Origin of the sequence: Virgibacillus flavescens, assembly GCF_050574275.1 — a bacterium.
Lineage (GTDB): Bacteria > Bacillota > Bacilli > Bacillales > Amphibacillaceae > Virgibacillus_F > Virgibacillus_F flavescens.
This window is the reverse complement of sequence record NZ_CP192260.1, coordinates 2,080,278-2,095,004: the sequence shown is the minus strand read 5'-3', so window position 1 is coordinate 2,095,004 and position 14,727 is coordinate 2,080,278. Positions and strand designations below refer to the sequence as shown.

Annotated in this window: 13 protein-coding genes and 1 other annotated feature; of the genes, 3 read left to right on the top strand and 10 right to left on the bottom strand. The window is 36.9% G+C overall.

Annotation, left to right across the window (positions count from 1 at the left end; translation table 11 throughout):
• Positions 1-75: 75 nt before the first annotated feature.
• Positions 76-1,359 carry a bifunctional folylpolyglutamate synthase/dihydrofolate synthase gene (locus VBD025_RS09960; RefSeq protein WP_430785001.1) on the bottom strand — a complete coding sequence of 428 codons (1,284 nt, stop codon included), beginning with the start codon at positions 1,357-1,359 and terminating at the stop codon, positions 76-78.
• Between the two features lie 76 nt (positions 1,360-1,435).
• Between VBD025_RS09960 and VBD025_RS09955 the strand changes: the two genes are divergently transcribed.
• Together VBD025_RS09955 and VBD025_RS09950 are read left to right on the top strand one after the other, a co-directional pair.
• Positions 1,436-2,329, top strand: a complete 894-nt coding sequence (locus VBD025_RS09955; protein WP_430784999.1) for an ATP-grasp domain-containing protein — start codon at positions 1,436-1,438, stop codon at positions 2,327-2,329.
• A gap of 18 nt (positions 2,330-2,347) precedes the next feature.
• Positions 2,348-3,205, top strand: a complete 858-nt coding sequence (locus VBD025_RS09950) for an ATP-grasp domain-containing protein (protein WP_430784997.1) — start codon at positions 2,348-2,350, stop codon at positions 3,203-3,205.
• A gap of 42 nt (positions 3,206-3,247) precedes the next feature.
• Here VBD025_RS09950 and VBD025_RS09945 read toward each other — a convergent pair whose 3' ends face one another.
• Entirely contained in the window at positions 3,248-5,890 is a 2,643-nt protein-coding gene (locus tag VBD025_RS09945; protein ID WP_430784995.1) for a valine--tRNA ligase, read from the bottom strand.
• Between the two features lie 50 nt (positions 5,891-5,940).
• Positions 5,941-6,165, bottom strand: a binding site (T-box leader).
• A 215-nt stretch (positions 6,166-6,380) separates the two neighbouring features.
• On the opposite strand from VBD025_RS09945, the gene VBD025_RS09940 reads away from it, so the two are divergent.
• Positions 6,381-6,569: a hypothetical protein gene (locus tag VBD025_RS09940; RefSeq protein ID WP_430784993.1), complete on the top strand. Its 189-nt coding sequence runs from the start codon at positions 6,381-6,383 to the stop codon at positions 6,567-6,569.
• Here the strand turns inward: VBD025_RS09940 and VBD025_RS09935 are convergent.
• The 8 genes from VBD025_RS09935 to hemA all read right to left on the bottom strand — a co-directional run bounded on the left by VBD025_RS09935 (position 6,566) and on the right by hemA (position 14,714).
• Positions 6,566-7,303, bottom strand: coding sequence for a hypothetical protein (locus VBD025_RS09935; protein ID WP_430784991.1), 738 nt, complete (start codon positions 7,301-7,303; stop codon positions 6,566-6,568). The two genes, VBD025_RS09940 and VBD025_RS09935, sit on opposite strands and share 4 nt — an antisense overlap.
• A gap of 123 nt (positions 7,304-7,426) precedes the next feature.
• Complete coding sequence (locus VBD025_RS09930) at positions 7,427-8,323, bottom strand: LysM peptidoglycan-binding domain-containing protein (RefSeq protein ID WP_430784989.1); 897 nt, start codon at positions 8,321-8,323, stop codon at positions 7,427-7,429.
• A 159-nt stretch (positions 8,324-8,482) separates the two neighbouring features.
• A complete protein-coding gene (gene hemL, locus VBD025_RS09925; RefSeq protein WP_430784987.1) occupies positions 8,483-9,772 on the bottom strand; it encodes a glutamate-1-semialdehyde 2,1-aminomutase in 1,290 nt (429 codons plus the stop codon).
• 29 nt (positions 9,773-9,801) lie between these two features.
• Positions 9,802-10,782, bottom strand: a complete 981-nt coding sequence (gene hemB, locus VBD025_RS09920; protein WP_430784985.1) for a porphobilinogen synthase — start codon at positions 10,780-10,782, stop codon at positions 9,802-9,804.
• 6 nt (positions 10,783-10,788) lie between these two features.
• The gene (locus VBD025_RS09915; protein ID WP_430784983.1) at positions 10,789-11,559 is read right to left on the bottom strand and encodes a uroporphyrinogen-III synthase; all 771 of its coding nucleotides are present in this window, start codon (positions 11,557-11,559) and stop codon (positions 10,789-10,791) included.
• Positions 11,559-12,488, bottom strand: coding sequence for a hydroxymethylbilane synthase (gene hemC / locus VBD025_RS09910; protein WP_430784981.1), 930 nt, complete (start codon positions 12,486-12,488; stop codon positions 11,559-11,561). Before hemC ends, VBD025_RS09915 begins: the two co-directional genes overlap by 1 nt.
• Before the next feature lie 15 nt (positions 12,489-12,503).
• On the bottom strand, positions 12,504-13,322 hold the full coding sequence (ccsA, locus tag VBD025_RS09905; RefSeq protein ID WP_430784979.1) for a cytochrome c biogenesis protein CcsA: 819 nt from the start codon (positions 13,320-13,322) through the stop codon (positions 12,504-12,506).
• Between the two features lie 18 nt (positions 13,323-13,340).
• Entirely contained in the window at positions 13,341-14,714 is a 1,374-nt protein-coding gene (gene hemA, locus VBD025_RS09900; protein ID WP_430784977.1) for a glutamyl-tRNA reductase, read from the bottom strand.
• Positions 14,715-14,727 lie beyond the last annotated feature (13 nt).

Here is a 14,727-nt window from a genome sequence, read left to right as displayed (position 1 = left end):
GCGCAACTCCTATCTCAGGTCCATAACACCGACTTTAGACCCATTTCGTTAAAACTTTCAGACAACAATAATATATCATAGATTCCCTTTACTATCTATGAATTTTTTAACTATTGTAATAAAGTCCAAAGAACCCGTAACAAAATAATCTGTATCCGTTTTTTGGGACATCAATACAGATTCAATTACTTTCTTCCAATCGGCTATTATCTCTATATTTTTCAAATTTTCATATTTGCTAAGAAGTTCTTTGCTGGCTGCCCGGGGGTTTTCAAATGTTGTTAACGTAATCGTTTCAAAATGACTCTCTAACTCTGATAACATCTTTTTTATATCCTTATCTTTAAAAGCAGCAAAAATAATGTGTTTCTTATGATTATTATTCAACAGATTAGCAGTTTGAATAAACGCCTTGATACCTGCTTCATTATGAGCACCATCTATTATGATTTGAGGTTGTTGATGAATACATTCAAATCGACCTGAAAATCTTGTTTGCTTGAACCCTTCTACCGCAGAAACGAGATCAATCGAAAAACCTATTTCACGTAGTAGCAATATTGCCATATAAGCAATAGAAGCATTAATTTTTTGATGTTCACCCTTCATTTGAAGCAATATATTAGCGCTCTTATGTACTTGACTTTCAACAATAAAACCATTATCCCATGAATTAATTATCTTGAATTCCTGTCCATACCGTAATAATGACGAACTTTTCATCTCTGATTCATGTTGAATTACCTTCAGCGCTTCCTCAGCCATTGGACCTATGACGGAAGGTATATTATTCTTTATAATACCCGCTTTTTGATAAGCGATGTCTTCCAGATTATTGCCTAAAAACATCATATGGTCGAGGCTGACATTTGTTATAATAGATATGAGTGGGGAAAAGCAATTTGTTGTGTCTCCTCTGCCACCCATACCAGCTTCTATTAACGCAATATCTACCGAATCTGCAAAGTATAGAAATGCAAGTACGGTAATAATTTCAAATTCTGTAGGATGCTTATTTTTATCATCTAATTCCGATATAATTGGATACACATCATTCAAAAGATTAACAAACTCTATTTCTTCTATTGAATGGTCGTTGATAAACATATGCCCTGTTAAACTATCTGCACTAGGTGATACAAATACACCAACATTATAATTATTTTGTGTTAGTGCATTTTTCATATATTGCACTGTTGATCCTTTACCGTTTGTACCCGCTACATGAATCCCTTTAACTTTTCTTTCCGGATGATCGAGTAAATGAAGCATTTCCTTTATCCGCTCTAATCCTGGTTTTATGCCAAAAGACTTACGATTAGTCAAGTAGGTTTCTGCTTCCGCAAAATTTATAAACATATTATCATCACATACTTTCAACTATATTAAACACAGTATAGCATTGAACGATACCTCGTAGAAAGGAGCGTACACAATGAAAAAACATGGCTGGATTATTTACAATGGGTACTTGAGGGGGGATAAATTTCTGGATTTTGCAGAATGGCTGCAAAAAGCAGCGCATCTTAAGGGAATTAGCACCATTATATTGAAGAATAATGACATTATACCTTATTTGACAACCAACTATTCAAAATTGATAAGCGAAGACAGTCAGCAATTACCTGACTTTGTGATTTTCACAGACAAGGATATCTATCTGGCTAAACAGCTTGAACAATTAGGTATCCCTGTATACAACAGCTCAGATGCCATTCGAATAAGTGACGACAAAATTCTAACATACCAGGCTTTGTCGGACCATAAACTTCCTATACCTAATACAATTATTGCCCCAAAAGTATTCACCCGTGATATAGAAACAGATTTCGCTTTGTGTGAACAAGCAGGGAAAACATTAGGTTTTCCACTTGTTTTAAAAGAGGCATTTGGTTCGTTCGGTGAACAAGTATATTTGATTCATACTCCCGACGAACTGGCTGCCAAGGTACAAAAATTACAGGGAACACCTTTTATATTTCAGGAATTTATTGAGTCAAGCTATGGAAGAGATATCCGCTTACATGTAGTAGGCGATAAAGTAGTTGCATCTATGCTTCGTACTGCACCAAATGATTTTCGGGCAAACGTAACTGCTGGTGGTAAAACACAACCCTACCAGCCTTCTGCAAATGAAGTAGAAATCGCTATCGCAGCAACAAAGTCAATCAATGCTGACTTTGCAGGAGTAGACTTGCTCTTCGGTTCTGACGGTAACCCGGTTATTTGTGAAATAAATTCCAATGCACACATTCGGAACATGTACGAATGTACCAATATAAACGTTGCTGATCATATCATTGACTACATTATAGAAAAACAAAAATAGTAAATCAGGGTGATGAAATTGAACTATAAAGGTTGGTTACTATATAGCGAAAAGGACACAATCGATAATGCCAATTATATAAATTGGTTTATTTGTGAAGCAAAAGAGCAGAATATTGAACTAGAATTGGTTACTAGAGAAAATATTACGGCTGGTATTATGAGCAATAATCGCACAATTTTAGTAAATAATAATCCAGTAATCATGCCGGATTTTGTCGTTATGAGAACGATTGACACTATGCTTAGCCTTCACCTTGAAGCAATGGGAATAAGGGTTTTCAACTCGTCGGTAGTCTCTCACTTTTGCAACAACAAAGAATTAACCCACCATTATGTACATAATTTGAAAATACCAATGGTAGATACCTTATTTATCCACCAGGAACAACTTCAAACCTTCAATCTAATGAAGTACCCTTTCGTTGCAAAGGTCGCAACAAGTCGCGGAGGTAAGGAGGTATATTTAATAGAAAATCATACGGATTGGAATAATTGTTTGCGTCTACTGCCAACGAATCCAGTTATCTTACAATCATGTGATGTCAGCTTTGGTAAAGATCTTCGCGTTTTCGTAGTTGGGAATGAAATTGTCGGTAGCGTTTTACGTGAAAACCCGAATGATTTTCGAGCAAATTATAAACTCGGTGGCTCAGCCTCTTGGTATACGCTCAATGAAGAAGAAAGAGATACGGTTAACAAAATTATTAATGAATTCCAGTTTGATATGGTAGGAATAGACTTTCTATTTAGTGAAAGCGGAAAATTACTCTTTAATGAAATAGAGGACGTGGTGGGTTCAAGAACGTTAAGCGCAGTAAGTGATATAAATATATTACAAAAATACATAACCCATATTAAATCAAAACTGCAATAAAAAAGCGGAAATTCATGATTCCATGAATTTCCGCTTTATTAACTAGGAGTTAAGCTCCATTAATCGGGTTTTTACTTTTGCATGTTTTTCCAGGTAGTCCTGCTCTTTTTGTTTTTCTTCATTAACAACAGATTCTGGAGCTTTTTTAACGAAACCTTCGTTCGCTAATTTTTTCTGAACTCTTTCTACCTCTTTACTCCACTTTTCTAACTCAGCATTTAATCGTGCACGTTCCTTTTCAAGATCGATTAGACCTTCAAGCGGCAAGAATAATTCTATTCCTGTAACGACAGCAGACATCGCTTTTTCAGGCACTTCAACTGATATTGCAATTACTAATTCGCTCGTATTGCAGAAACGTTCGATATAGCTTCGATTAGATTCAAGCTCAGCAACCGTTGTTTCATCTGCCTGTACGAGAAGCTTCACTTGCTTAGACATTGGGGTATTCACTTCTGCTCGAATATTACGTACAGATTTGATAATTGAAACGAGCTGTTTCATCTCTTTTAGTGCTTCTTGATCATGCAGATCTGAGCGTACTTCTGGCCATGACGCTATCGTTATTGACTCCCCTTGGTGAGGGAGCTGCTGCCATATCTCTTCTGTGATAAAAGGCATGAATGGATGCAGCATGCGCATGGTGTTATCCAATACATAAGCCAGAACGGATTGAGTTGTTAACTTTTTCTGTTCATTGTCACCATAAAGCGGTAATTTAGCCATTTCAATGTACCAGTCACACACGTCATCCCAAATGAAATTATAAAGATGACGACCAGCTTCACCAAAATCATATTTTGCAGTATTAGATGAAACCTGTTCAATCGTTTCGTTTAATCTTGTCAATATCCATTTATCAGCGACAGACTTTTCTCCTGAAAGGTCAATGTCATCATAAGAGAAATTCTCCATGTTCATCAAACAAAAGCGTGAAGCATTCCAGATTTTGTTCGCAAAATTCCAGGTGGATTCTACTTTTTCCCAATGAAATCGCAGATCCTGACCCGGAGATGACCCGGTTAACAGGAAGTATCGTAAAGAGTCTGCTCCATATTTATCGATTACATCCATTGGATCAACACCATTTCCAAGGGATTTACTCATTTTACGACCTTCAGAGTCACGGATTAATCCATGCATTAATACATCTTTAAATGGTTTCTCATCAATAAACTCTTTGGATTGAAAAATCATCCGGGCAACCCAGAAGAAAATAATATCATAACCAGTAACTAATACGTCGGTTGGGAAATAGCGTTTAAAGTCTTCTGATTCTAAATCCGGCCACCCCATTGTAGAAAATGGCCATAATGCTGATGAAAACCAAGTATCTAATACATCTTCATCTTGTTCCCAGTTTTCGCTATCAGCTGGAGCTTCTTTACCAACGTGAATTTCGTTTGTTTCTTTATGATACCATGCTGGAATTCGGTGTCCCCACCACAATTGTCTGGAAATACACCAGTCTCTTATGTTGTCCATCCAGTGAAGATAGGTCTGTTCGAAACGCTCAGGTACAAAATTAACTTTGTCTTCGCCCTGCTGCATTTCTACTGAAGCGTCCGCAAGTGGTTGCATGTTTACAAACCATTGTGTGGATAAATATGGCTCAACTACAGCATTACTTCGTTCTGAATGTCCCACAGTATGCGTGTGATCTTCTACCTTAAATAGTACTCCTAGCTCTTTTAAATCATTTACGATTTGTTTGCGGCAATCGAAACGATCCAAGCCTTGATATTTACCAGCATTTTCATTCATTGATCCATCTTCGTTCATTACTAATACACGTTCGAGATTGTGACGATTTCCGATTTCAAAATCATTCGGGTCATGGGCTGGCGTAATTTTAACTGCACCAGAACCAAACTCCCGGTCCACATAATCGTCAGCTACAATTTCAATTTCCCGCCCTACGATTGGCAGTATTACTTTCTTACCTACTAAGTCCTTGTACCGCTCATCTTTCGGATGTACTGCAATAGCAGTGTCCCCAAGCATTGTTTCCGGACGGGTTGTCGCAATTTCAATTGTGTCATTGCTATCTTTCAGCGGATACCTGAAATGATAAAAATGACCTTGAATTTCCTTATGAATTACTTCAATATCGGATAAAGCAGTCTTTGTTTTTGGATCCCAGTTAATAATATACTCACCACGATAAATTAAACCTTTATTATACAGTGTTACAAATACTTCACGAACGGCATCAGACAATCCTTCGTCCATCGTAAATCGTTCGCGGGAATAATCAAGTCCGAGCCCCAGTTTTTCCCATTGTTTTCGAATGAAACTTGCATATTCTTCTTTCCAATCCCATACCTTTTCAACAAATTTCTCACGTCCAAGGTCATAACGGTTCTGTCCTTGTTCCTTTATCTTTGCTTCAACTTTTGCCTGAGTCGCAATACCTGCATGATCCATTCCCGGCAACCACAATACATCATAACCCTGCATGCGCTTCATTCTTGAAATAGTATCCTGCATCGCTGTGTCCCAAGCATGGCCAAGGTGCAATTTTCCGGTTACGTTCGGAGGAGGTATTACAATTGTAAAAGGCTCCTTATCTGGATCATTTTTAGCTTCAAAATATTTTCCCTCAAGCCAAAACTTATAACGATTTTGTTCTACAGCATGAGGGTCATATTTTGGAGGCAGTGCGCTTTTGGATTTGTCTGACATAATTATTTCCTCCTTTTTAAATTTCTCCATTAAAAAAATCCTCTCATCCGATAAAGGACGAAAAGACTACTTCCGTGGTACCACCTTCGTTTGCAGACATAAATAAACCTGCACACTCATCAATGGTAACGGATATTATCCGACTTCTTCTACTAAAGTTTCAAAGAAGCTGCATCACGAGCGACCTTCCAATGAAGTAAACCTGGGAAATTTTCAGCATTTATTTCCCTCTCTTAAGGCTCTTCCCTTGTACTCTTCTCGATCATAGCATTTTATTATTGGTTGTTTATTTATATTACATATTTCTGGATACAAAATCAACTATTATTTTATATTCTGCACAAATATATAACGTTTAAACATAGTATATTAGAAAACTTAGCTAATCTCAAAATCTTTATGGTAAATGCCATGGCTGCACTTAAGCAATAAGAAAGGAATTATACTTTCTTAACTGTTAAAAATCCGAATCGTGAAGGACGTGATAAAAATGGCGCGGTATTATCGATATAAAATTCCACCATGGGCACGGCACTGTATTTTTGTAATTGAAAAAGTCACATTACCGATTTTAATTTTCCAGTTACTACGGACATTGTTTTTCCCAACTACGTTTGATGTATTCTTATTAGGATTAATAATTGGAATCTTTATAGCTTTTTACTTGGAGTGGATCTAATCCATTTCCTCGTCCTCATCTATAGGGTTCCTATTTACAAAACCATTCAATTGTACTAATTTTCGGTGACAACGCTTAAGTAACATAATGTGTTCAATCATTGAGTTTTCTGATCCTCTTGTCACATACCGTTCAACTGTCTGAAAATAGTCTGTCGGATCAAGCAAGTAGATATCAAACAGGAATAATTCTGCTGTATCTAATGGATTACCTTTAAGGTACGAGGAAAAATATCCGGTGAGTTTCGTTTCATCCCATTCAAATAGTTCTGCATAATTTCTTACCATGGACGTTACATCAAGCACTGGATTCCCATGATAATAGTAATCATGGCTGTTTTGATATAAATGTCCACTCTCAAACAGGTGTTTTATATTCTTACTGCCATAGCATCTTGAATATTTCCACTCGTTAATCTCGTTAAGTTCAGAATTAAATTGTTCAAGACGATTAATAAGATCATTAAATAAAACATCAATATCCCGATAGTGCGTGCAGATCAATAGTTCAACCGGCGACATATACCTTCTCTGTTCAAATTCATCGATGTAATTCTCAAAACGGTTTCGACTATGAACGCATTTATCTTGATATTTTAAAAAGTCTTCCTGAATCATTTCTTTATCCAGCGAACTTGTTTGACTTGTGCTTTTATGAGCAAAACCGATATTTTGAAAAATAGCTGGTAGGTTCATTTGTTCACCATATGTATATTTACTTTTATCGTTATCCATAAAATTCCCCACATTCGAAAACCACTCGTGTCCCCTTGTTTATATTAACAAGGGAACAGGTGATTTTTTGTCTTGCGAACCGACAAATTATGCTTGCAAATTCCAAAAAGTGAAATGGATTCTTTACTGTTTTACCGGTATATAAAGAAGTTGCCCTTCTGTTACAGTTTCATCTTCCAAGTTATTCTTTTTTGTAATATGAAGCGGGCTAACTTTATACCTTTCAGCAATCGTTTCAATCGTATCATTATCTTGTACGATACATAATTTCATTTTAGAATAACGCTCTTCATCCTTTCTGAACATATTAGATAAATAATCAACCTTTTCACTATTGTCTTCATCAGATTTACTTCTATCTGTTGTTTGATATGAAGATGGTTGTGTATTTTCTAGTTCCTCTTGCAAAATTATTTCATCATTTTCTGGTTCTTCATAAGCCTGAACATATGACTTCTCTGAATATCGATGAGAATAGTCTGGTTCCTGAACTTCCTCATTGTATTTTTCCTTAATGTCAAAACGAAAGGTTTCTTTTAAATCTATTGTCTCTTCCTCGTTCGTTTCTTCAGTGTTTTCAACTATGTCGCTAATACCCTGTATAGCAATAATTGAAGTTAATCTGAGCTGACTTTGATCTGGTATCTCATAGTCAAAGTATTCAACAGATACTGTCACATCGTTCATATCCTTCACGCGATAGGTAGGAACTGAGATTTCTACAGGAAAACGATGAGAAAATACTGCTTCTCCTGTGTCATTTTCACGTACTTGTTCCACATATCTCCTAGATGAATAATCATCTAAGTTAAATGAACTTTCCTCTCGATGATAATCATTAATTCGCTGGTATTCTCCCTTTAATTCAATAACACCTCTAATAGATATATAATCATTATACGGTTGAATGGAAATTTCAGGGTCTAACGATATTCCAAGAATTTCAGCAACTTCCTGTCCTCGTTCAAAATATAATGATTCATTTAACTCAAAGCTAAACACTGCATTTTCTTCAGACAAATAACTTCCTCCTTCCCAACATTAAAAATTAATATATGTTTTATATCACTATATGAACCAAGTACACATTATATGATTAACAAAAGTGAAAGCGACTGTTTAGAAGTAGCTGGTTAAACAAAAACATGCTACCTGAGCTAGGTAGCATGTTCATTTGTACTATTTTTTTATTAATGAGAATGCTTTTCTTATTGCTTCAATTGTATACTCGATATCTTTATCTGTATGTGCAGTTGAAAGAAATAGCCCCTCAAATTGAGAAGGAGGAAGGAATACACCTTCTTCAATCATAGCTCTGTAGTACTGTGCAAAATAGTCCAGATTTGATTGTTGTGCATCATCGAAATTCTCAACTGGATTATCCGTGAAAAATACTCCTACCATCGAACCAGCACGGTTAATATGCAATGGGATTTCATAATCAATTGCCGCTTGTTTAAACCCTTCAATCAAGGTATCTACTTTTTCATTTAATTTTGTATAGGATTCCTTTGTTAATGCTTGAAGTGTTTCATATCCTGCAACCATGGCTAATGGGTTACCAGATAATGTACCAGCCTGATAAATTTGACCAGCAGGGGCAACGTTTTCCATTATCTCTCGTTTACCTCCGTAAGCACCAACAGGCAGTCCTCCACCAATCACCTTACCTAAACAAGTCATATCAGGTGTAATACCAAAGTGCCCTTGAGCACAATTAAACCCAACACGGAAACCTGTCATAACTTCATCAAATATGAGGACTGTACCGTTGTCGGTAGTAATTTTCCGCAATTCCTGAAGAAATGTATCTTTAGGTGGCACTACTCCCATATTTCCTGACACCGGTTCCACTATAACAGCAGCAATTTCACTTCCGAAGTTTTCAAATGCCAATTGTAAACTTTCTACATCATTGTAAGGAACAGTAATTGTATTTTCAGCGATTGAGGCAGGAACTCCAGGACTATCCGGTAAACCTAAGGTAGCGACTCCTGATCCTGCTTTAATTAATAAAGAATCTCCATGTCCATGGTAATTACCCTCGAACTTTAGAATCTTATCACGTCCTGTGTATCCGCGAGCGACGCGCAACGCACTCATGGTGGCTTCTGTACCCGAGTTAACCATTCGAACCATTTCTATCGAAGGTACACGATCAATAACCAGCTGAGCTAATTTGTTTTCTATTCGTGTTGGAGCACCAAAGCTCGTCCCTTTTTCAGCTGTTTTTTTTAATTTTTCAACGACACGATCATCTGCATGACCATGAATTAATGGTCCCCAGCTTAATACATAATCGATATATTCGTTACCGTCTATATCCTTGATTTTAGAACCTTTACCAGACTCCATGAAAATAGGTGAAAGTCCAACCGATTTGAAAGCACGTACAGGCGAATTTACTCCACCTGGCATTAAATCTACTGCTTCTTTATAGGCATCTATTGATTGATCAAATTTTTTCATACGTCTTCACCTCGCCATTTAATAGTTTATTATTCATTTAACCATCGCGCGACATCTTTAGCAAAATAGGTAATAATTAAATCTGCTCCTGCTCGCTTCATTGATGTTAATTTTTCCATTACTAATGATTTCTCATCAATCCAACCATTGGCTGCCGCCGCCTTAACCATTGCATACTCGCCACTTACATTGTAGGCTACGACTGGTGCATTAAAATTGTCTCTAATTTCACGAACAATATCCAGATAGGATAGTGCAGGTTTTACAATAAGAAAATCTGCACCTTCAGCTATATCAGACTCAGCTTCCCGAATAGCCTCTAAGCGGTTAGCAGGGTCCATTTGATACGATTTTCTATCCCCAAATTGAGGTGTACTGTCAGCAGCTTCGCGGAATGGTCCATAAAATGCCGACGAATACTTGACCGCATAGGACATAATTGGTATCGATGTATATCCCGCTTCATCCAGTGCAGTTCGAATTGCAGTTACAAAACCGTCCATCATATTAGATGGTGCAATTATGTCTGCTCCAGCTTCTACCTGAGAAACTGCTGTTTTAGCTAATAATTGGAGTGATTCATCGTTATCAACGTCACCATCATGGATAACACCGCAATGACCATGTGAAGTAAACTCACAGAGACAAGTATCAGCAATAACCAGTAATTCGGGTACCTCGCTCTTAATTAAACGAATTGCCTGTTGAACAATTCCCTCATTAACGTAAGCACCGGAACCAACTTCGTCTTTTTCATTGGGTACTCCAAATACGATAACTGATTTTATCCCTAAATCACGAACTTCTTTCATTTCAGCAGCAACATTGTCAAGCGACAATTGAAATACGCCAGGCATCGATGATACTTCATTCCGAATCCCGTCACCTTCTATTACAAAAAAAGGATAAATTAAATCCTCTTTCCGAAGATGATTCTCCCGTACAATCGAACGCATAGAGGCAGAAGAACGGAGTCGGCGGTGACGTTTAAAATTCAACTTATCATTCATAGCAATCTACCCTTTCTCTTTTATGTAGTGGACAATTCTTTTGATCATGCCCTCAATCGTAAACTGGTCCGGTATTAAGGTATTTCTAAAACCTAAATCGTTAGCGTGTTTTTCAGTAGTAGTTCCTATACATACGCAAGGAATACTCAATGCCGTTTCCATATACACTTCTTCCAAGTCCGCTTCGATAAAAGCGTCTACCGCTGACGGGCTTGTAAAAGTAATAAAGTCGGGGGTATGATTGGAAAAATATGTTTGCAACTTTTTCATTCCTGCTTCATTGCGTTTTGTTTCATATATTTCCAATTCTTCGAATGGTACGTCTTGAGAGCGAAATTTGTTTTGTAGAACAGATAGAGATTTATTACCTTTAACAATTAGCAAATTACCTTTAATTTGAATTTGATTTAATAACTCGTCAGCCAAAGCTTCTGCAGTAAAAATAGAAGGTATAAAATTTGCTTGAAATCCGTATTCGTTTAAAGCCTTCTCCGTCTTCTGTCCTACGACAGCAAACTGAACGGATGATAGATAGCTCATATCAGGTGTTTGTTGCATAAGAATATTAAAAAAGCAATGTACCCCATTTGCACTTGTGAAAATAATCCACTGATAATCTGTTAAAAAGTTATGAAAAGAATCTTTTGAGCAACTAATTTTCAACAATGGAATCTCAACAGGAATTCCATCTAAATCTGTCACCATTTCAGCTAATCGTTTAGATTGACTCTGATCCCTTGTTATCAAAATTTCTTTTCCCAGTAATGGCTGTACCATTACTCATTAAGCTCCTCTTTCACTTCATCCACAATGTCTTTTGCTCCTCGGGAAATCAGAATCTGTGCTGCCTCTTTTCCAACTTGGACAGAGTCAGTTCCTCGGACAGTTTCTTTTAATATAATTGTTCCGTCTGCACTAGCTACAAGAGCTGTAAGAATAATCTCATCAGCTTCTAAGTAGGCATAACCAGCAATAGGTACTTGGCAGCTTCCTTCTAGAAGTTTAAGGAAAGTACGCTCCGCTGTCACCGTTCTGGCAGTGTACTCGTTATTAATTTTTGCTAGCATCGCTTTTACTTCCTCGTCATCTTCACGACACTCGATAGCAAGTGCACCTTGGCCCACAGCAGGAACGCATATTTCAGGATCTAGGAATTCTGTAATAATTTCTTCGCTCCAGCCAACACGCTGCATGCCAGCAACTGCTAAGATAATTGCATCATAGTCTTCTTCCTGAAGTTTTCGTAAGCGCGTTTCAATATTTCCACGAACAGACTTGATCGTAACATCCGGCCGTTGTGCTAAAACCTGAGCAGCACGTCTTAGACTACTGGTTCCGACAATTGCACCTTCAGGTAAGTCTTCAAGTCGTATATGCTTTTTAGCTATATAAGCATCTCGATGATCCGCTCGCTCAGGAATACTGCCTATAATAAGACCATCTGGCATCACAGAAGGCATGTCTTTCATGCTGTGTACAGCAAAGTCGATCTCTTTTTCATACATCGCCTGTTCAATTTCTTTTACAAAGAGACCTTTACCGCCAACTTTGGATAGGGTTACATCAAGAATTTTATCACCTTTTGTTACTATTTTTTTTGTTTCAAATTCAAACGGAACTAAAGCTTTTTTCAGCTCATTGATGACCCATTCGGTTTGTGTTACCGCAAGATTGCTTTTTCTCGTTCCGACTATAATTTTTCGCACGATATTGACTCCTCCTTAGAAGTGAAAGTTAGATAATAAACTAAATAATAAAAAGTTAATAAGTAAGATCAAGAACGCTGCTGTATTAAAAATAGCAATCGATTTCCCTTGATACCCTTTTACCAGACGCAACAGTAAATAGAGCGAATAGACCCCAAGTACAAGAATAGAACCAAATGTTTTTAAATCGAACCAATAAAACTCAGCATTTGCTACATAAGCCCAAACCACTCCTAGAATTATTCCTAAGAGTAATAACGGTACACCTAGCGTCACAGCTATAAATGAATATCGATCGAGCTGTTTCAAATCACCGAGTCTTCTTACCCACTTCATACCCTTCTTATTTTTTAATAATCGGTATTGAACTAAATACATTAGTGAGAGCAAAAAAGATAGTGTAAAGAAACCATACGAAACGATTGATAACGTGATATGTGTAATCAAAATCTCATTTACAAGCTGGACTCCTTGTCTGAGTCCTTCCTGTTGTGCTTCTGTTAAAATATACAAAAGAAAAATAAAGAACCCGAATACATTCGTAAAAAATACAATGAAACGAATGGAAAAGAGATGGTTAATAATTAAAGAAAACGTAACCAATACCCACGAATAAAAAAATAATCCATCATATAGAGATAAGACTGGAAAACTGTCTTCCAAGAACACTTGATTAAATAAAAAAAACCCTTGGAAAATCCAAACCATACTAAGTAACCAGAAAGCAATTCGATTTGCCCTCTGGTTATTTTGAATAAAATCAATGAAGTATCCGATCAAACTTAATCCATAAATAAATACGATGATTTCATAGAGCCATTTTGATTCAAACATATTTAATATCCTTTCATCTTAATGGGCTGATAAATTTTCTGCTAAAGGAAAGGATACTTTTTTACTTGTTTCTGTCTGATTTATTACATTGTTTTTTTTAGCTTGCTTGTCCAGCTCTTTTTCTACTTCATTTGTTATACCGAATATTTCGGTGAATAATTTTAAGCTTTCATCTGAATCTTTACCAGCAGCAAGTTCCTTTGCCTGGGTGACCGGCTCTTTTAACAATTGGTTTATAATACTTTTTGTATGCTTATTCAAGACTTTCTTTTCTCTTGCCGTCAAGTTGGGCATTTTACGTTCAATGCTTTCCATTGTATCTGCCTGAATCGACAATGCTTTTTGTCTTAACGCGGAAATAACAGGTACCACTCCCAGCGTCTGCAGCCAATCATTGAAAGCAACAATTTCTCCTTCTAACATAATTTCAATAGCTTCCGCTGCTTGCTTTCGCGAATCCAGATTTTGGTCAACAATATGCTGCAAGTCATCGATGTCATAGAGAAAAATACTGTCTAACTTACTGATAGCAGGATCAATGTCTCTAGGCACAGCTATATCAACTAGGAATAATGGACTGCCTTTTCGTTTCTTTTGGATTGGCTCAAGCATTTCCTTCGTAATAACAATTGAATCAGATCCAGTTGAACTGATAAGAATGTCAGCTTCCTGCATAACCATTGCAAGATTATCAGCGTGCTCAGCATTGGCTTCAAACCTCTCAGCAAGTTCAACCGCCTTTTCGAATGTACGATTTATCATTGTGATCTTTTTAGCACCTGAACCATGGAGATTTTTAACAGCCAGCTCTCCCATTTTTCCCGCACCAAAAATAACGATGTGTTTACTCTGTAAATCGCCAAAAATTTTCTTTGCTAACTCTACCGCCGCATAACTAATAGACACAGCATGTTCACCGATAGCTGTATCCTTATGGGCTTTTTTGGCAAACGTAATCGCCTGTTTGAACAATTCATTAAATATCGTTCCAGTAGTGTTCATCTTTTGTGCAGTTAAAAAAGCCTGCTTAACCTGTCCCAATATTTGAGTCTCACCCAAAACCATGGAATCAAGTCCAGAAGTAACTTTTAATAAATGCTCAACAGCACCATCGCTCTCCATAATACGTAAATATGGAGAAAACTCTTCTTTTTCAAGCTGGAACCATTCTGCTAAAAACTGTTTTATATAATAACGTCCTGTATGAACTTGATCAACCACCGCATAAATTTCGGTGCGGTTACATGTAGAAACAATAACATTTTCCAAAATGCTTTTTTGAGTTTTCAAAAGCATCATTGCATGATCAATATCGTCTGCAGAAAATGTCAGCTTTTCTCTGATTTCTACTGGGGCTGATTTATAGTTGAATCCTACTTTTAGTATGTGCAATCCGATCTACCCC